Source organism: Streptomyces sp. NPDC006174 (genome assembly GCF_040614075.1).
In the GTDB taxonomy this organism is placed as follows: Bacteria; Actinomycetota; Actinomycetes; order Streptomycetales; family Streptomycetaceae; genus Streptomyces.
The window spans coordinates 304,082-320,382 of the sequence record NZ_JBEXTJ010000007.1 but is presented as its reverse complement, the minus strand read 5'-3'; the positions used below and the strand labels follow the sequence as shown (position 1 = coordinate 320,382).

22 protein-coding genes and 1 tRNA gene are annotated in these 16,301 nt (G+C 71.2%); 12 read left to right on the top strand and 11 right to left on the bottom strand.

All coding sequences use genetic code 11. The annotated features are described in order from the left end of the window. The first annotated feature begins 10 nt into the window (after positions 1-10). The 6 genes from ABZ267_RS18555 to ABZ267_RS18530 all read left to right on the top strand — a co-directional run bounded on the left by ABZ267_RS18555 (position 11) and on the right by ABZ267_RS18530 (position 2,807). Positions 11-508, top strand: coding sequence for a hypothetical protein (locus tag ABZ267_RS18555; RefSeq protein ID WP_356746588.1), 498 nt, complete (start codon positions 11-13; stop codon positions 506-508). Continuing rightward, complete coding sequence (locus ABZ267_RS18550; protein WP_356746587.1) at positions 505-999, top strand: hypothetical protein; 495 nt, start codon at positions 505-507, stop codon at positions 997-999. Before ABZ267_RS18555 ends, ABZ267_RS18550 begins: the two co-directional genes overlap by 4 nt. Positions 1,000-1,064: 65 nt before the next feature. Continuing rightward, on the top strand, positions 1,065-1,808 hold the full coding sequence (locus ABZ267_RS18545; protein ID WP_356746586.1) for an N-acetylmuramoyl-L-alanine amidase: 744 nt from the start codon (positions 1,065-1,067) through the stop codon (positions 1,806-1,808). Between the two features lie 2 nt (positions 1,809-1,810). Beyond that, positions 1,811-2,032, top strand: coding sequence for a holin (locus ABZ267_RS18540; RefSeq protein WP_356746585.1), 222 nt, complete (start codon positions 1,811-1,813; stop codon positions 2,030-2,032). Further along, entirely contained in the window at positions 2,032-2,478 is a 447-nt protein-coding gene (locus tag ABZ267_RS18535; RefSeq protein ID WP_356746584.1) for a hypothetical protein, read from the top strand. Before ABZ267_RS18540 ends, ABZ267_RS18535 begins: the two co-directional genes overlap by 1 nt. A 137-nt stretch (positions 2,479-2,615) precedes the next feature. Beyond that, positions 2,616-2,807, top strand: coding sequence for a hypothetical protein (locus tag ABZ267_RS18530; RefSeq protein WP_356746583.1), 192 nt, complete (start codon positions 2,616-2,618; stop codon positions 2,805-2,807). A gap of 50 nt (positions 2,808-2,857) precedes the next feature. Here ABZ267_RS18530 and ABZ267_RS18525 read toward each other — a convergent pair whose 3' ends face one another. From ABZ267_RS18525 to ABZ267_RS18505, 5 genes are all read right to left on the bottom strand, one after another. Further along, positions 2,858-3,190: a DUF6233 domain-containing protein gene (locus ABZ267_RS18525; protein WP_356746582.1), complete on the bottom strand. Its 333-nt coding sequence runs from the start codon at positions 3,188-3,190 to the stop codon at positions 2,858-2,860. Next, positions 3,187-3,378, bottom strand: a complete 192-nt coding sequence (locus tag ABZ267_RS18520; RefSeq protein ID WP_356746581.1) for a hypothetical protein — start codon at positions 3,376-3,378, stop codon at positions 3,187-3,189. Before ABZ267_RS18520 ends, ABZ267_RS18525 begins: the two co-directional genes overlap by 4 nt. 15 nt (positions 3,379-3,393) lie before the next feature. Beyond that, a complete protein-coding gene (locus ABZ267_RS18515) occupies positions 3,394-3,639 on the bottom strand; it encodes a winged helix-turn-helix domain-containing protein (RefSeq protein ID WP_356746580.1) in 246 nt (81 codons plus the stop codon). Positions 3,640-4,192: 553 nt separating this feature from the next. Further along, positions 4,193-4,489, bottom strand: a complete 297-nt coding sequence (locus ABZ267_RS18510; RefSeq protein ID WP_356746579.1) for a helix-turn-helix transcriptional regulator — start codon at positions 4,487-4,489, stop codon at positions 4,193-4,195. 503 nt (positions 4,490-4,992) lie between these two features. Then, a tRNA-Arg gene (locus tag ABZ267_RS18505) sits at positions 4,993-5,065 on the bottom strand. A gap of 151 nt (positions 5,066-5,216) precedes the next feature. Between ABZ267_RS18505 and ABZ267_RS18500 the strand changes: the two genes are divergently transcribed. After that, positions 5,217-5,483, top strand: a complete 267-nt coding sequence (locus ABZ267_RS18500) for a hypothetical protein (RefSeq protein WP_356746578.1) — start codon at positions 5,217-5,219, stop codon at positions 5,481-5,483. Here ABZ267_RS18500 and ABZ267_RS18495 read toward each other — a convergent pair. From ABZ267_RS18495 to ABZ267_RS18475, 5 genes are all read right to left on the bottom strand, one after another. After that, the gene (locus ABZ267_RS18495) at positions 5,473-6,798 is read right to left on the bottom strand and encodes a UDP-glucose/GDP-mannose dehydrogenase family protein (protein ID WP_356746577.1); all 1,326 of its coding nucleotides are present in this window, start codon (positions 6,796-6,798) and stop codon (positions 5,473-5,475) included. The genes ABZ267_RS18500 and ABZ267_RS18495 overlap by 11 nt on opposite strands. 39 nt (positions 6,799-6,837) lie before the next feature. Continuing rightward, a complete protein-coding gene (locus ABZ267_RS18490; RefSeq protein WP_128846868.1) occupies positions 6,838-7,068 on the bottom strand; it encodes a hypothetical protein in 231 nt (76 codons plus the stop codon). Positions 7,069-7,108: 40 nt separating this feature from the next. Further along, complete coding sequence (locus ABZ267_RS18485) at positions 7,109-9,157, bottom strand: AfsR/SARP family transcriptional regulator (protein ID WP_356746576.1); 2,049 nt, start codon at positions 9,155-9,157, stop codon at positions 7,109-7,111. Positions 9,158-9,183: 26 nt separating this feature from the next. Further along, a complete protein-coding gene (locus ABZ267_RS18480) occupies positions 9,184-9,399 on the bottom strand; it encodes a hypothetical protein (RefSeq protein ID WP_356746575.1) in 216 nt (71 codons plus the stop codon). Positions 9,400-9,617: 218 nt separating this feature from the next. Then, the gene (locus ABZ267_RS18475) at positions 9,618-9,962 is read right to left on the bottom strand and encodes a hypothetical protein (protein ID WP_356746574.1); all 345 of its coding nucleotides are present in this window, start codon (positions 9,960-9,962) and stop codon (positions 9,618-9,620) included. Positions 9,963-10,162: 200 nt separating this feature from the next. Between ABZ267_RS18475 and ABZ267_RS18470 the strand changes: the two genes are divergently transcribed. Further along, a complete protein-coding gene (locus ABZ267_RS18470; protein ID WP_356746573.1) occupies positions 10,163-11,155 on the top strand; it encodes a LuxR C-terminal-related transcriptional regulator in 993 nt (330 codons plus the stop codon). An 87-nt stretch (positions 11,156-11,242) separates the two neighbouring features. Here the strand turns inward: ABZ267_RS18470 and ABZ267_RS18465 are convergent, their stop codons facing one another. After that, positions 11,243-12,223: a UDP-glucuronic acid decarboxylase family protein gene (locus ABZ267_RS18465; RefSeq protein ID WP_356746572.1), complete on the bottom strand. Its 981-nt coding sequence runs from the start codon at positions 12,221-12,223 to the stop codon at positions 11,243-11,245. Positions 12,224-12,481: 258 nt separating this feature from the next. On the opposite strand from ABZ267_RS18465, the gene ABZ267_RS18460 reads away from it, so the two are divergent. From ABZ267_RS18460 to ABZ267_RS18445, 4 genes are read left to right on the top strand one after another with little or no spacing between them, the layout of a single operon-like run. Next, complete coding sequence (locus ABZ267_RS18460) at positions 12,482-13,237, top strand: ArpA protein (RefSeq protein WP_356746571.1); 756 nt, start codon at positions 12,482-12,484, stop codon at positions 13,235-13,237. A gap of 53 nt (positions 13,238-13,290) precedes the next feature. Then, positions 13,291-14,316, top strand: coding sequence for a glycosyltransferase family 2 protein (locus ABZ267_RS18455; RefSeq protein ID WP_356746570.1), 1,026 nt, complete (start codon positions 13,291-13,293; stop codon positions 14,314-14,316). Continuing rightward, complete coding sequence (locus ABZ267_RS18450; RefSeq protein WP_356746569.1) at positions 14,313-15,608, top strand: ATP-grasp domain-containing protein; 1,296 nt, start codon at positions 14,313-14,315, stop codon at positions 15,606-15,608. Before ABZ267_RS18455 ends, ABZ267_RS18450 begins: the two co-directional genes overlap by 4 nt. After that, positions 15,605-16,276, top strand: coding sequence for a hypothetical protein (locus ABZ267_RS18445; protein WP_356364027.1), 672 nt, complete (start codon positions 15,605-15,607; stop codon positions 16,274-16,276). The genes ABZ267_RS18450 and ABZ267_RS18445 overlap by 4 nt, the downstream gene beginning before the upstream one ends. Positions 16,277-16,301 lie beyond the last annotated feature (25 nt).

The window sequence follows — 16,301 nt, the reverse complement described above, 5'->3', positions numbered from 1 at the left end:
GAGAGGACCCATGGCCGCAACCGCCCTGCCCGCCGCGATCGTGCGCGCGGAAACGTACTACCTTCCCCCGCCGCCCCGGCGCGGCCAGCCCGCACATGACTGGTCGCAGGTGCCCGGCGCCGAGCTGATCTACCGGTGGGCCGAGACCCACCTGCGCCGGCGCCTGCCCGTCCCCACCACCTCGGTCCCCGACCACCCGGGTCTGTACGCGCGGATCGATGACGGGCGGTGGCTCGCCGAGTGCGACGCCTGCGGATCCGCCTGGATCGTCAGCGTGCTGGACCCGCGGTTCGGGTGCGTCGAGACCGCGTGCAAACGCGACTGGGTGCCGCTGATCCTGCCCGAGGACACCGACGCGGCGGAGGCTCACGCGCTCGCGTTGCAGCGCCGGTTCTGGTGGCACGCGGACGACCCGCGCAACCCTTCCTGGGTCCCGCCCGAGCCCGAGCCGCCGACGGACCCGGAGCCGGAGCCGCCGGTGGAACCTGACCCGGAGGAGCATCCGTGACGTTCGACCCGCGTACCTGGAACTCCGGTGAGACCGTCACCGCGGCGCTGCTGAACGAGCAGGTCCGTGACCAGTTCGCCTCGATGTTCGCGGCGTGGACGTCGTTCACCCCGATCTGGACCGGGACAACCACCAACCCCGTCTACGGCAACGCAGTGGTGACGTGCCGGTACATGAAGATCGGCCGCTCCTGCCGGGTCCGCTGGGACATCCTCATGGGCTCGCAAACCACCTACGGGTCCGGCGGCTGGTGGCTCGGCCTGCCGTTCGCCGCCGCCGGGACCGGCGCGCAGATCGGCAGCGTGCACGCGTTCCAGTCCCAGCGCGTGTCCGGCCAGATCATCGTCTCCGCCGGCGCGTCGGTCGGCTCGATCTTCTTCCCGACCACCGGGTCTCCCGCCACCCTCACGTGGGCGGGCCCGACGGTGCCGCTCACGTGGGCGGCCGGCGGGCGCCTGGTCGCGGAGATGCACTACGAGACCGCCACCTGACCCACCCTGAATCCGCTCGCCCCGAGCCGCACCGGCCCGGGGCTTCGTCATGTCTGGAGGCTGTCATGGCCGATCCGTTGTCCGCCGCCGCGTTCCTCGCGGCCTTGCGCGCTGAGGGCGTGCGGGTCGTGGAGACGACCGGGTGGCGCACTCACAACCGCAACTCGAAGGGGGCGTGGGGGCCCGTGCACGGGGTGATGATCCACCACACCGTGACCCGGGGCACCGCGTCCACGGTTGCCCTGTGCCGCAACGGGCACTCCGCCCTGCCCGGACCGCTGTGCCACGGCGTCATCGCGAAGGACGGCACCGTCCACCTCGTCGGGTACGGGCGGGCGAACCACGCCGGGTCCGGTGACGACGATGTGCTGCGCGCGGTCATCGCAGAGCGCGCGCTGCCCGCCGACAACGAGGCGAACACCGACGGCAACCGGCACTTCTACGGCTTCGAGTGCGAGAACCTCGGCGACGGGAAGGATCCGTGGCCGGCTGCCCAGCGTGAGGCGATCGTCCGCGCGTCGGCCGCCGTGCTGCGCGCGCACCGCTGGGGCAAGGACGGAACCACTTCGGTGATCGGCCACGCGGAGTGGCAGCCCGGGAAGATCGACCCGCGCGGCATCAGCGGCGGGATGGACGGTATCCGGAAGGACGTAGCCACGCGGCTGAAGCACCCGGCCGGCTGGTCCCCGAGCGCGCCGAAGCCGCCGACCACCACCCCGAAGCCGCCGGCGCCGAAGCCGGTCCCCACTACCGCTGAGCGGATCACCGCTCTGGAGAAGCGCGTCACCGCGCTGGAGAAGAGGAAGTAGCCATGGCTGCACCCGTAGAGAAGAAGGTCACCGCCGCGTCGGTGGCCGCGTACCTCGCGTCGACCGGGCTCCTCGCGGTCCTGACCGCCGCGCAGGGCGATGCTCGGCTCGTGGAGTTCATGCCCGACGGGCTGTCCCCGTTCGTCCTCGCGCTGATCCCGACGGCGGTCACGTTCGTCGGCGGCTGGGTCGCGAAGCACACGCCGCGCGGCCTGGGCGCCTGATGCGGGCCGCGGTGATCCGGCGGCTTCGTGCCCGACTGGGCCGCCGCGGCCTGTTCCTCGCGTTCATGGGCGTCGGCAAGGTCTGCTGGGGGCTCGGCATCATCGTGCAGCCCCCGCCCACTGCCGGGCTGGGTCTGCTCACCGGAATTGCCCCGCTGCACTGCTGGGCGTGGGTGTGGATTGTCGCGGGCACGGTGACGTTCGCCAGCGCCTGGGTGCCGTTCGGGCAGGACCGGTGGGGATTCCTCGCTGCGTCCCTGCCCCCAGCCCTATGGGCGTTCGTGTACGGCTGGGCCGCGCTGCTCGGTGAGTACCCGCGCGGCGTCTTCGTCTTCCTGTGGTACATCACGTCGCACTGTGGCGTGATCTGGTGCGCGTCGCGCGTCCCTCCCGGCGGCGACCGCGTGCGCCCGACCCGGAGGGCTGTAGAGGGGAGCCCGGGTTGAACCAAGCCTGGCTGACCATAGTCGGAACCTGCTTGACCGTGGCCGGGGTCATCACCACCGGGTGGCTGACGTACCGGGGAAGCCGGACTGCGGCCGCGATTCAGGCGGCCCCGCAGGCGAAGGCCGGAGACCTTGCCGTGCTGCAAGCGACGGTTACGCGGGTCGACGAAGAGAACAAGGAGTTGCGGACCGGGCAGCAGCGACTGCACGCGCTGCTCCGGGCGTGTACGTGGACGATGGACCGGTGGGCGGGGCAGATGCACCGGGCCGGGATCGAGCCGGAGCCGCCGCACCCTCTCGTGGAGGAGTACAACCGAACTGGAGTCTGACCTGGCCCCCACTGCCTCGCGGCGGTGGGGGCCTTTCGTCATGCCTAGGGTCAGAGCAGGCCGAGCTCGGTGTCCGGCCGGCAGAACGCGCACGCCGCGACACCCTGCACGAGGGCCTCGCGCGCCTGGTCGACGCTGACCGTACGCTGCTGCCGCTGCCCGGCCATCGAGCAGTCCGGGGCGTGGACCTCCTCGGGTGCTCCGCTCGGGCTGAGCCCGATCACCCAGGGCGGTACGGCGGCCGCGCGCTGCGCCTCACCAGCCGCCCGGTCCGCTTCGCGCTGCTGCTCGATCGCGATCCACCGGTCGATCTGCTCGACCTGCTGGACGGCGATACGGCGGGCGAACTGGAGCATGGCCAGGCGGGATGGCTCCTCGTTCACGGGTGCCGTACGGCTTTCTTGACGGCCATCTCCAGCTCGTACCGGGGCACGCCCTTGGCGATCGCGTGCTCGGTGATCGCCGTCTGCACGGCGGTGGCTGATGCCACGGTCAGCGCGCCCGCCTGCTGCTCGGCCCAGGCGGCGGCCTCCAGCTCGATCAGGTGCGGAGGAATGTCGATATCAGCCATGGCCGGATCGTACGTCTACGAGGTGGGCGCCTCGGGCAGCCGGGTCACGAACGTGCCGATGCCCGGCTCCATGTACGCGAGCCCGGCCGTACGCAGCTCGCGCAGTACCCGGCGCGCGGTCACCGGGCTGACGCCGGTCTCCGCCTGGAGATCCAGCGCTGACGGCAGGCGTGTCCCGGGCGGGTACGTCCCGTTGTCGATGCGCTCCTCCAACAGGGCGTACACCTGCCGCCACCTGGGGATCTCTGGCTGCCAGTCCATACCGTGGACGCTAGGTGCGCAGGGGTGGCCAGGCGAGACAGGCGAGATCAGTTGGCCTATCGCACCTATCGGACCTATCGTGCTGGGCTTATGGTGGTGCCCAGACGAGAAGACCCCCGCGACCGATGGCACGGCCCGGGGGTGCGGACGACGCTTCGAAGGAGCGACCGCCATGACAGAGCGTACCGGTCGGGTCAGGGCCCAGCACAGAGCCGGAGAGGACGCCGTGCAGACGGCGTATAGCGCATTCATCACCCACACCCAGAAGTGCGCTCCATGCCGTACGGAAGGCGCGGACTGCGGCACGGCCGTCGAGCTCAAGCGGGTGTACCGGAAGGCCAAGGACGCGGCGGTGGCCGCATGATGTGTGACCGCTGCGACCAGCCCATCCCGCGCGGGCAGGAGGAGCGGGTCCCGGTGCACGGTGCGTCCGGCGCCGGCGCAACGCTGGTCCTCCACCGCGGCGGGTGCCGCCGCTCTCCCGCGCACCCGGTGTCGTACCCGCCCGGCCGCGGGCGTTGAGACTCCCGCTCGTACCGGAGGCCGGCGGCGGTCACGGTCCGGGCGGGTCAGGCGGCGGCCCCTGCTGCTCGCGCCGCAGCGGGGGCCGCTCTTCGCGTACGAGGTCGGCGAGCGGTACGCCGATCGCGTCGGCGATCCGGAAGAGGTTGTCGAGCAGGGGGCTGGCGCGGGCGCGCTCGATGTCCTGGTAGGCGGACCGGTCCAGGCCGGTGCGCTCAATGACGTCCTGCTGAGAGAGGTTCGCGTGGAGCCGGGCGGCTCGTATCCGGTCGGCGACCCGTCGTCGTCGTTCAAGGAGGCGAGGGTCTGGCGGAAGGACGCGTGGCACCTGCTCCAGATTGCCGGGTCATGATCGTTTTGAATGCAGGGTTGACCCGGCTTTGTTTGATCTTGGTTACTTCGGGTATTCACAACGGACCCCCACCCGCGCACTGGTGTACACGTCTCCGCCAGAAAGCGCCGTATGGCGTCATGACTCAGTCAAGACGCCTCGCCCCGCACCCACTTGAGTGCGGGGCGGTTTACGTTGGACAGCAGAAGGCCCCCACCGACATAACCGGCGGGGGCCTTGCTCCTGTGTGGCCGGCCTCCCCGCCGACACGCCACAGGATTCGGGAGGCACGTCTCAGACGCGCGCGGGGAGACGCATCTGTCCCTCCCATGCCCCGCACTCTACGTGCCAGGGTCGCGCAGTCCATCCCTCGAACGGGTGACGGAAGACCCCTTCTCCGTTGGCGATGTGGCCCAGATGTGGCCCAGGGCGCCAAAGAGGCCCCCCGATCTTGACGACCGAGGGGCCTCGTTCATGGCCTGACCTGCTGGTTCTCACTGTGCCCCCGGCAGGATTCGAACCTGCGACACCCGCTTTAGGAGAGCGGTGCTCTATCCCCTGAGCTACGAAGGCGAGGGCCTGGAGAAGCCTTGGAGAGGATCCAGTGAGTGGATCTTCAACGAGAGCGCCAAGCCCACTGGTCGGCTGCAGTGTGGGCCCTGCTGAGCAGCAGTGCTGCCTGACAGGAGCTACGCCGATGGCCGACCAGTGAACAGGGTAGCGGATGGTGATCCGCCGGTGGTGCCACGTTTCGCTGCCGGCTGGGGCAGACTCGCTGAGCAGCACGTTTGTCGCGATCCAGGAGGTGCTGGGCTGGACCCGGCTCGGCGAGCGGGGCACCGTCCGGGCGGCGCCCCGGCTCCTCGGGCCGCTGGCCGGCCGGAGCGTCGACGGACTCGGCATCGCCGCCGAAGGCGACCCCGGCTTGTTCGTACGGCTTCTCTCCTACCGGACGCGGCCCGATCCCGGCTTCCCGGTCGTCACTCCCTGACGGAGGCCGGACGCCGTGTCGCCCGGCCCACGCTCATGTGGGTGAAGCCGGCGGCGAGGAGAGTGGCGGGGTCCAGGAGGTTGCGGCCGTCCAGGAGGAGCGGGGTGCGCATCGTGCGGGCGGCGGTGGGCCAGTCGACGTCCGTCAGCTCGGGCCACTCGGTGACCAGGATCGCCGCGTCCGCGTCGGCCAGCGCGGCGAGCGGGTCCGAGTGGCGGGTGGTGGAGGACCAGGGGTCCTGGTGGGCGGTGGTGTGCGGGGCCATCGGGTCCCAGCAGGTGACCGTGGCGCCTTCGGCGAGGAGGCGGGCGGCGAGGGTGGTGCTGGGGGCCTCGCGCATGTCGTCCGTGGCGGGTTTGAACGTCATGCCCAGGAGGGCGACGCGGCGGCCCTTGAGGCCGTTCAGCTCGGCCTTGAGGCGTTGCACGGCCCGCCTCGGCTGGAGCTCGTTGACCTGGATGACCGCGTTCAGCAGCTGGAACGGATAGCCGGAGTTGCTGGCCATGGCCCGTAGCGCGCGGGAGTCCTTCGGGAAGCACGAGCCGCCGTAGCCGAGGCCCGCCTTCAGGAAGTGCGGGCCCAGGCGGTGGTCCAGGCCGACGGCTCGGGAGACGTGGCCGATGTCCGCGCCGGTCGCCTCGCAGACGGTCGCGATCTCGTTGATGAACGTGATCCTCGTGGCCAGCAGCGCGTTGGACGCCAGCTTGACCATCTCGGCTGATGCGACATCCATCCGTTCGACGGGGGAGTCGAGCGCCGAGTAGAGGGCCGCCACCCACGCGGCCGTCGTGTCGTCCGACGTGCCGATCACCACGCGGTCCGGGTGCAGGAAGTCGTCGACCGCCCGGCCCTCCGCCGTGAACTCCGGGTTGGCGGCGTATCCGACGTGCGTCAGACCCCGCTCGTCCAGCGCCGCCCGTACGCGTGCGCCCGTACCGACCGGGACCGTGCTCTTCACGACGACCGCGACCAGATGCGCAGCATCCCGTACCGCGTCGATCACCGCCCAGACACGGGACAGGTCCGCGTCGCCGGACGCGGTCGGCGGGGTGTCCACGCAGACGAAGACCACCTCCGCGTCGCTCACCGCCTCCTGGACGTCCAGCGTGAAGGCCAGCCGCTCCTTGTTCCGGGCGATCAGGTCGCCGAGGCCCGGCTCGAAGAACGGTACGTCGCCGGCGTTCAGCAGCCTGATCCGCTCGGGCTGGATGTCCCGGACGACGACCCGGTGACCCAGCTCCGCGAAGCACGCTCCCGTCACCAGGCCGATGTAGCCCGCGCCGAAGACAGCGATCCTGCGGGACGTGCCAGTCATGATTCTCTTCCGTTCTCTCGGTCCCGCGCCGGAGCGGGGTCAGGCGCGACGGCCCTGGTTTCTCGGGTGGTTGCGGGCGGTGCGCTCGTTGCCGAACTTGTACGAGCCCGTCCAGCGCGCCATCACCTCCTGGGCGTCGCCCGACTCCACCTCCTCGGTGAACTTCGCGGCACGCTCGCCGCGCAGCGTGGTGGCCTTCCGGCCGCGGTGCGTGATGAGGACGGTGCCGTCGGTGCGGGCTTCGTAGCTGAAGCCGGAAGGGCTCGGCATGTTGTCTTCCTCTTCTCTCGGGTGCGGCGGGCCGACCGGTTCAGGCCGTGTCGTCCGTTCTGGTCCGGTCCCAGGAGGCGCGCACCGGCAGCACGCTCGGCACGGTGCCCTCCTCCGCCGCCAGCATGCCGTGCGCGAAGAGCCGGACCAGCGGATGCAACCGGTACGCGTGTCCGCCCGGGCGGCGGACCACCTCGGCCCAGTGCGCCGCGGCCAGGTCGGCCAGCAGCTCGTCGGTCTCCTCCGCGCCGAGCCCCAGCGGCCCGGCCGCCGTACCGGGCTCCACCGGATGCGGGCCCAGCGCCGAGTGGAACCGCAGCGTCCGGCGGGCGGCGGGGCTCAGTTTCCCGTACGCCTCCGTCAGGCGGTCGCGCAGCGACAGGTCCGCGACCACCAGCTCCGCCAGGGTCCGTCCGGGGTCCGCGAGCCGGTCGGCGTACCGGGACAGCGGCCAGTGCGGACGCGCCGCGATCTTCGCGCCCGCGATGCGCAGCGCCAGCGGCAGCCCGGCGCAGGCGTCCACGACAACGGCCGCGGCGACCGGTTCGGAGTCCGTACGGGACCGGCCCGCCAGCCGCCCGAACAGGGTCCGCGCGTCCGGCGGTGCGAGCGGCGCCAGCACCGTACGGCTCACTCCTTCCAGTGCGTACAGGCCCGAGCGGCTGGTGATCAGCACCGCGCAGCCGTCCGTCACCGGCAGCAGCGGGCGCACCCGGCGCTCGTCCGCCGCGTCGTCCAGGACCAGCAGCAGGCGGCTGTCCGCCGTACGCGTACGCCAGGCGCGGGCGCGATCGTCCAGGGCCGCCGGGATCCGGTGCTCGGGTACGCCGACCAGCCGCAGCAGTGCGGCCAGCGCGTCGGCCGGGTCCAGCGGGTCGGGGCCGGAGCCGCGGAGGTCCAGGTGGATCTGGCCGTCCGGGTAGGAGCGCTTGACGCGGTGCGCCGCCTGGAGCGCCACGGCCGTCTTGCCGATGCCCGGCATGCCCGTCACCACCTGGACCGCCTGGCCCGGTCGGCGCGGCTGGCGGCTGGTGAGCGCGGTGGACAGGCGGATGACCTCCTGGTCCCGGCCGGTGAAGTCGGCCGGAGCGGATGGTAGTTCGGCGGGACGGAGGGTGCCGGTCGCCGGCCACGGAGGTCCTGGTGGCGTGGGAGGAGGTGGTGTCGGAGGTGCGAGTTTCGGCGCTGTCGGTGCCTTGGTCGCCGCCCGTGCGGACGTGCGCGCGTGAGCCCGTACGGCTCCGCCCGACCCGCCCGCCTGAGCCCTTGCAGGCCCGCCCGCCTCACCCGCCGTACGTCGTGCCGTGCCTGGTAGCAGTGACGGGTGGCCGGTCAGCAACGCCTGTTGCAGGCGGCGCAGTTCGGCCGACGGCTCCAGGCCCAGTTCGGCGGCGAGCGTCGCGCGGGCGGCGCGGTAGGCGGCGAGCGCGTCCGCCTGGCGGCCCGAGCGGTACAGCGCCGTCATCAGCTGGCCGCGCAGCCCCTCCCGGAGCGGGTCGGCGGCGATCAGCGCGATGAGTTCGGGGACGAGCGCGGCGTGCCGGCCGAGCTCCAGGTCCGCCTCGATCCGCCGTTCCAGCGTGACCAGGCGTTCCTCCTCCAGCCGGTCGCGCTCGGCGTCGGCCAGCGGATCGCAGACGCCGCCGAGCGCGACGCCCCGCCAGACGGCGAGAGCGCGGCGCAGCTCACCGGCGGCGGTCACCGGGTCTCCGGCGGCCAGGGCCTCGGCGCCGCGCGCGGCCCGCTCCTGGAACTCCAGCAGGTCGATGCGTACGCCGTGCTTCGGCAGCCGGATGAGATAGCCCGGCCGCCGGCGCTCCACCGCGACGCCGGGGCCGAGCAGATGGCGGACGCGGGAGGCGTACGTGTGGAGCTGGGCCGGGCAGGTGGCCGGCGGATGGTCGCCCCAGAGCAGCGCGGTCAGCCGGGTGTCGCTGACCACCCGGCCCCGGGCCAGGAGCAGCGCGGCCAGGACGGTGCGTGGCTTGGGCCCGCCGAGTTTGACCGGCGCGCCGCCGCGGTGGGCGTCCACCGGGCCGAGCAGGCTCAGCCGCAGGGTCTCCGTCGAGGTCTCCGGTGTGGTCTCCACTGACGTCTCCGCCTGGGCCACCGCCGTCACGGGCCCCATATGTTGCCGTTCGGCTTGGAGCCGGAGAGCAGGCCGACCGGAGTGGCCGTACCGCTCAGCGGCGTCGGTGCCGAGGCCGTCGTGTGCGTGCCGCTCGCCGGGACGGTGACCGCGTCGGCCACCGCTCCCGCTCCCAGGAGTACGGCGCTCAGCGCCGCCGCCGCGCATACCGACGTGATCGTGGAACGGATGAGAGTCTGCATGGTCCCCCCAGGACGCATCAGCTGAGCCGTGTGATCCGGGTGTTCCGGCCGGATCGTGCCGGCCGGGTTCGAGCGCCTTTCCCCTTTGACCGGCGCTCTGTCCGGTGAGAACACTCTGCTCGGGGCGGGCGGCCTTGCCCAGGCTTTTCGTTGACAGGGACCTGCAATGGCAGGACGAGGACACGTCCACGGCCCGGACCGCGCACGGTTGCCTTGAGTCAGCTTTCCAGCGTCAGCAGGTCCACCAGCAGCGTGAGCGGCATCGCCGAGACCCTTCTCAGCCGCAGGCCGCGGGCCGTGCAGCGGCTGAGCACCGCGTCGGCGGCCCGTTCGGACTCGGTCAGCGTGGGACGGGAGAGGAAGAGCACCGCTTCGTGGCAGAGCGCCGGAGCCCGGGAGAGCGGCGCGGCGGGCGGCGCCGGCTGGACGTAGATGTGCTCCACGCCGTCACCGGGACGGGCCGCCCGCGCCAGCAGGCCCCGTACCTCGGCCGGAGAGAGGCGAGCGGCGGATTCCAGCCGGATGTCTACGAGGTACACGGCCGGCCCGTCCTGTCCGCCCACGGCGGCTCCTCGCCGGCGGCCACCCACGTAGACCTGCGGACCAGGCCCGTGCGCGGCGGGCCCGTGCGGGCCCGGCTGACGCGGCGGAGACTGTCCAGATCAGGCCATGGCGTATATTCTTCGCCCGCATCCGCGTCTGTGACCACGTACGCGGAAGCGCTGCGCGGTGCGACCCACCGCGACTCTGGGGGAGGGGAACCATGCTCGGTCGATTGGGGATCGGCCCGGATGAGGAAGCGGTCTACCGCGCCATGCTCCAGGACGGCCCGGGGGCCGTCGCCGGTCTCGCGGAGGCTCTGGGCTGGCCCGAGGAGCGTGCGGCCTCGGCGCTCGACCGGCTGGCCGCGCTCTCGCTCGTACGGCCTTCGGCGGACGGCGGGCCCGGCCGTCCCGTCGATCCGGAGGTGGGCCTGGCCACACTGCTCGCCGGCCAGGAGAGCGAACTCCTGGAGAAGGAACGGCAGATCAGGGCCAGCAGGATCGCGATGGCCGGGCTGCTCGCCGACATCCGCGCCACCGGACAGGGCGTCGCCGAGGTGCGGAAGCTGCGGACCATGGAGCAGATCCAGTCGAAGATCGAGCATCTGGCCACGACCTGTACCGGCGAGATAGCGGCGTTCGTGCCCGGCGGCGGCCAGAGCGAGCAGCATCTGGAGGCGGCCCGTCCGCTGGACACCGCCACCAGCGACCGAGGGGTCCGCCTCCGGTACATCTTCCTGGACAGCTGCCGTAACTCCACCGCGACCAGGGAGTACGTGGCCTGGCTCGGGGAGCGCGGCGGGCTGGTGCGCACGGTGCCGCGGCTGCCGCTGCGCATGCTCATCTACGACCGTTGCCGCGCGATCGTGCCGATGGACGCGTCGGCGGCGGACCGGGGTGCGCTGGTGCTGGAGGGCACCGGCGCGCTGACCGGTCTGCTCGCCCTCTTCGAGCAGACCTGGCAGCAGGCGAAGCCGCTCGGCGAGAGCGCGGCCGAGGCCGTGGCCGGCCACGGCAGCCCGCTGTCCCCGCCGGAGCGGGCCGTGCTCGACCTGCTCACGGAAGGGTTCACCGATGAGGCCATCGCCCGCCAACTCGGCGTGTCCGTACGGACCGTACGGCGTCTGACCGCCGATCTGATGCAGCGGCTCGGCGCGCGCAGCCGCTTCGAGGCGGGCGTGCTCGCCGCCGGCAAGGGCTGGGTGAACGTGTGACCGCGCACTCCTCACGACCGCCGGCACCCGACGTCCCCCGTTCGTCCCCGATCCGGTTGCTCCAGGGCTGCAGGGTGGCAGCGCGTTCTACATTTCCTCTGCACCGGCGAGCTGGAGGTCCGCCACGTCGGCCATGTGCCGGCCGCGGAACCAGTCGATCGTGGCGGTGAGGCCGCGTTCCGTCGTGAACCGGGCGCTCCAGCCGAGCCCTTCGCGTGCCTTCGCCGTGTCGGGCCGGCGGATCGACGGGTCGTCCGTCGGGCGCTCCACGTGCACGATGGCGGAGGCGGAGCCGGTGAGCTCACGGATCCACTCGGCGAGCCGGAGGACCGAGATCTCCTCCTGGTTACCGAGGTTGACCGGGCCCGCCAGCTCCGAACCGGTCATCCGGACGATGCCGTCGACCAGGTCGGGGACGTAGCAGAGCGAGCGCGTCTGTGAGCCGTCGCCGGCCACGGTGATCGGCTGCCCGGCGAGCGCCTGGCGGATGAAGGTGGGCACGGCGCGGCCGTCGTGGGCGCGCATCCGGGGCCCGTACGTGTTGAAGATCCGGACGATGCCGGTGTCGACGCCGTACGTACGGCGGTACGCCATCGTGATCGCCTCGGCGTACCGCTTGGCCTCGTCGTACACCGAACGCGGCCCGACCGGGTTGACGTTGCCCCAGTAGCTCTCCGGCTGCGGATGGACCAGCGGGTCGCCGTACGTCTCCGAGGTGGAGGCCAGGACGAACCGCGCGCCCTTCTCCCGGGCCAGGTCGAGCAGGTGGCGGGTGCCTTCCGAGCCCACCCGCAGGGTTTCCAGGGGCAGTTGGAGGTAGTCGATCGGGGACGCGGGCGAGGCGAGATTGAGTACGGCGTCGACCGGGCCATCGACCGCCGGTATGCCCACCGTGACATCGGCCTCGACCAGCCGGAACCCGTCGCCGACCAGATGCGCCACGTTCTCCGGTGAGCCCGTGACGAAATTGTCGACGCACACGACGCGCCAGCCGTCCGTGAGCAGCCTTTCGCACAGATGCGAGCCGAGAAATCCCGCTCCGCCGGCCACCACCGCTGTTCTCGCCATCTTTGTTCTCTCCCGTTCATCGAAATCATCGCACGGAACATCCTTGGGGATTTGACCGCAACAGGTCGGCTCCTGCAAGCGTGGATATTTCACCGGCGACCGGTCCCATGAGTTCCTCATACGCGATGTGAGATCTTCACGTCCGGCGGGCGGATGGCTTCCTCATGCGTAATCGGTGAGCCCGGCACTACCGGACCGGGCGGGATTTCCTGAGACTCAAGGGGTCAACAGCGGTTCCTATTCGAGGGGAAGTCCACCGTGTCGCAGAACGACATCACCACCGAGAACATCGAAGAGCTGATCGCGAAGAACATCGCGGAGCGGTTCGCCGACGACCACGAGGTGCTCGGGCTCTCGCAGCACTTCCGCCGAGAGGGATACGTCAAGCTGCCCGGCCTGGTCTCGCCGGAGGTCTTCGACGCGGTCGCCCAGGAGACCCACGAGCTGATCGACACCCACCAGAAGCGCATCGACATCCGCCTCAAGGAGACCGGCGACTCGCCGCGCTACATGTCCACGGTCGGCCAGAAGGCCATCGCCACGGACGGCTCGCTGATCCCGGCCGTCTACGAGTCCGCCGCGCTCAAGGACTTCCTCTCCCGGCTGGCCAAGGAGGAGGTCATGGGCTGCCCGTGGGACGAGGAGAAGTACATCATCACCCGCCAGCACCAGAAGGGTGACACCCACGGCTGGCACTGGGGCGACTTCAGCTTCACCGTCATCTGGCTGATCGAGGCGCCGTCGCTGGAGTACGGCGGCATGCTCCAGTGCATCCCGCACACCGACTGGAACAAGGACGACCCGCGCGTCCAGGAGTACCTGCAGAAGCACCCGATCCGCAGCTACGGCCACGCCAAGGGCGAGCTGTACCTGCTGCGTTCGGACACCACGCTGCACCGCACGGTCCCGCTGAACGCGGACAGGACCCGCATCATCCTCAACACCTGCTGGGCCAGCCGCGCGGACCAGGAGAAGGCGGCCACGCACGAGACCATGAGCGCGATGTTCGACTGATCCGGACGGACCTTCATCCGGGCGCGAGCAGAGGGACGACGACGATGGCCAGGATGCCTGCCACGCTTTCCATCACCGCGATGGTGCCCTGTTTCAACGAGGAGGAATGCATAGAGCAGGCATACCTGCGTATCAAGGAGGAGGTGTATCCGTACGGGGATGCCGAAATCCTTTTCGTCGACGACGGAAGTACGGACGCGACTCTCTCCATCATCAAGCGGCTCGCCGCCGACGACCCGCGCGTCAGCTATATCTCCTTCGCCCGTAATTTCGGACTCGAATCGGCCTTCACCGCCGGATTCTCGTACGCGTCGAAGGAATGGACCGTCCAGCTCGACGCCGACCTGCAGTCACCGCCCGCCGAAATCCACAAACTCACCCGGCGGGCCGTCGAAGGCGACTACGACGCGGTGTTCGCGGTCCGCACCGGCCGGCAGGACCCCTGGTACCGCCGGCTCGGCACGGTCGGCCACCAGGCCATCGCCACCCGGATCCTCGGCATCGAACTGCCGGTCCACGCCTCGGTGTTCCGGGTGGTGCGCACCTCGGTGGCCCGCAAGGTCGCCGCCTGCAAGGTCAGCACTCCGTACTTCCTGGCGACCCTTCCGCTGATCGGTGCGCGGTACACCACGGTGGAGACGGCCCACTCACCACGCGCCGCCGGCGTGGCCAAATGGTCGCTGGCGAAGCTGTTCCGGCACGCCGCCGACCTCTTCGTCGGCTTCTCCTACCGGCCGCTCGCGCTGATCTACCTCGCCGCACTCGGCGCGGCGGCGGCCGCCGTGGCACTGACGGCGGCCGGCAGCGGACTCCAGCCGCTGGCGCTGGCCTCGGTCCTGCTGCACACGGCCGGTCTCGGCGCGCTGGCCCTGCTGGCCCGCTACCTGGTGCGCGTCATGCGCGGCAGCGCCGGACTGCCGCGCTACCAGATCCGCGAGGCCAACGTGCCCGTACGGCCGCAGGACTACCTGTACGCCGACCCGCACGCCGGAACGCACACCGACCCTCACCCCCATCCAGAGAAGTCCACCGGCCGGGCGGCGCCCGCGTCGCTGCTCCAGACAGGGAACCTGCCATGACCAAGCCTCACATCCTCGTGCTGGGCGGCGGCGAGGACCAGCTGCCCGCCTACCACGCGGCGCGCCGACTCGGGTACGGAGTCGTCGGCGTCGACCAGCGTCCGCACGCGCTCGGCGCCTTCGCCGCCGACCTGTTCCTCTGCATGACCACCCGGGCCCCGGAGCGGATCGCCGCCATGGTCGGCCACCTCGACATCGCCGCGGTCATCTCTCCGGCGAGCGACGCCGCCCAGGAGTCGGTGGCCGAGCTGAGCCGGCTGCTGAAGACTCCGTACCGGCCGGCGCCGGACGCGGTGCGGGCCTCGGTGGACAAGGGGTACTTCCACGAGGTGCTGGAGCGGCTCGGGCTGCCGACGTACGCCTACGTCCAGTCCGCCGACCCGGTGGAGCTGCGCCTCGCCGCCGCCGCGCTGCCCATGCCGGTGATCGTGAAGCCGAGCGACTCCTCCGGCAGCAAAGGCGTCCAGGTCGTCGCCGACCAGGCCGCACTGCCTGCGGCCGCCGCCGAGGCCCGTACGTACTCCTTCTCCGGCGAGGTGATCGTCGAGGAGATGCTGCTCGGCCGGCACCTCTCCGCCGAGGCGTTCCTCCGTGACGCCAAGCTGGCGACCATCGCGGTCACCGAGCGCTCCACCACCGGCGCGCCGCACATGATCACGACCGGGCACACGGTCCCGGCCGAGCTGGCGCCGGTCACCGAGATCGCGCTGCGCTCGATGGTCATGGACATCTGCGGCGCGCTCGGCCACACGGACGGCCCGGTCAACTTCGACTTCGTGGTCGACCGCACCGAGGAGATCCGCTTCATCGAGATGGGCGCCCGGCTCGGCGGCAACGGCATGCCGCTGCTCGTCCGGCACGCGTACGGCATCGACACCTACGAGGCCGCGCTCCGCCTCGCGCTCGGCCTCCCCTTCGACCTCCAGGCCCGCCACGACAAGAAGACGGCCCTGCAGATCCTGTCCACCGACACCGACGGCATCCTGCGCACCATCGACGGCGCCGACGCGGTCCGCGCGCTGCCGCAGACCGCCGAGCTGCGCATCTTCCCGACTCCTGGCTCCCGGGTCCGGCGCTACACCCAGGCCGGACACAAGATCGGCTACCTCCTGCTGGTCGCCGACACCTACGCCGAGCTCCGCGAGGCGCAGGCCAAGGCGAAGTCGCTCCTCCGCTTCGGCGTCGAACCCGACGCGCCGGGCACCGCCGCGACCGCGCCGGCCGCCGCTCCCGAACCCGCCGCGGCATCCGCCGCCCCCATCCGCACCGATCTGCTTACGGAGAAGCGTTGACCACGCTCCGGCGCCATGCGCCCTTCCTCATCCTGGCCTCACTAGCCCTCGTCTTCGCGGCCGTCGTGTGGTTCGTGATGCCGCACGAACGCGAGGTCAAGAGCCTCGGCGTCATGCTCTTCAAACTGGTGCCCTTCGTCCTCGCCACCGAGGCGCTCGCCCAACTCGACCCGGAATGGGCGCAGAAGCTGCGGCTGCACCTCTTCGCGCCGCTCTGCTTCATGCTCTACTTCCTCTACTTCGTGCCGAAGATCTTCTTCCACGCGGAGAACCATCCCGAGCTGTACTACTACGTCCTGACGCTCACGCCGTTCCTGATCCTGACCTTCCTCTTCTGCTTCCGGATCGGCGGCGGCGCCGCGCAACTGGTGCGCCGGCTCGGCTACGCGATGCTCCTGATCATGCTCTCGGGCCTGGAGGACCTCGCGTACCTCACGATCAACGAGCACACCGACCCGCAGTGGCAGACCATCCCCGAGGTGTGGACCTGGGCCTCGCACATGACGGTGCGGCTCGGCCACCCGGCCAGCAAGCACGAGGCGTTCGCCATGATCATCACGCATGTCGTGATCGCGCTCTTCGTGCTCTTCGCGCCGACCCGCTGGTTCAGCGCGCTCGGCCGCGTCGTCCCGCGCCGCCGCTCGGCCGTGTCCGGCACGGCTGCCTGACGGGCCTCACGGCAGAAGGGGAGTG

What these genes read in the sequence shown, in the direction of transcription:
- ABZ267_RS18555 (WP_356746588.1), top strand. Translation starts at nt 11, where the DNA reads ATGGCCGCAACCGCCCTGCCCGCCGCGATCGTGCGCGCGGAAACGTAC.
- ABZ267_RS18545 (WP_356746586.1), top strand. Translation starts at nt 1,065, where the DNA reads ATGGCCGATCCGTTGTCCGCCGCCGCGTTCCTCGCGGCCTTGCGCGCT.
- ABZ267_RS18540 (WP_356746585.1), top strand. Translation starts at nt 1,811, where the DNA reads ATGGCTGCACCCGTAGAGAAGAAGGTCACCGCCGCGTCGGTGGCCGCG.
- ABZ267_RS18535 (WP_356746584.1), top strand. Translation starts at nt 2,032, where the DNA reads ATGCGGGCCGCGGTGATCCGGCGGCTTCGTGCCCGACTGGGCCGCCGC.
- ABZ267_RS18520 (WP_356746581.1), bottom strand. Translation starts at nt 3,378, where the DNA reads ATGGCTGATATCGACATTCCTCCGCACCTGATCGAGCTGGAGGCCGCC.
- ABZ267_RS18515 (WP_356746580.1), bottom strand. Translation starts at nt 3,639, where the DNA reads ATGGACTGGCAGCCAGAGATCCCCAGGTGGCGGCAGGTGTACGCCCTG.
- ABZ267_RS18500 (WP_356746578.1), top strand. Translation starts at nt 5,217, where the DNA reads ATGGTGATCCGCCGGTGGTGCCACGTTTCGCTGCCGGCTGGGGCAGAC.
- ABZ267_RS18495 (WP_356746577.1), bottom strand. Translation starts at nt 6,798, where the DNA reads ATGACTGGCACGTCCCGCAGGATCGCTGTCTTCGGCGCGGGCTACATC.
- ABZ267_RS18490 (WP_128846868.1), bottom strand. Translation starts at nt 7,068, where the DNA reads ATGCCGAGCCCTTCCGGCTTCAGCTACGAAGCCCGCACCGACGGCACC.
- ABZ267_RS18480 (WP_356746575.1), bottom strand. Translation starts at nt 9,399, where the DNA reads ATGCAGACTCTCATCCGTTCCACGATCACGTCGGTATGCGCGGCGGCG.
- ABZ267_RS18470 (WP_356746573.1), top strand. Translation starts at nt 10,163, where the DNA reads ATGCTCGGTCGATTGGGGATCGGCCCGGATGAGGAAGCGGTCTACCGC.
- ABZ267_RS18465 (WP_356746572.1), bottom strand. Translation starts at nt 12,223, where the DNA reads ATGGCGAGAACAGCGGTGGTGGCCGGCGGAGCGGGATTTCTCGGCTCG.
- ABZ267_RS18455 (WP_356746570.1), top strand. Translation starts at nt 13,291, where the DNA reads ATGCCTGCCACGCTTTCCATCACCGCGATGGTGCCCTGTTTCAACGAG.
- ABZ267_RS18450 (WP_356746569.1), top strand. Translation starts at nt 14,313, where the DNA reads ATGACCAAGCCTCACATCCTCGTGCTGGGCGGCGGCGAGGACCAGCTG.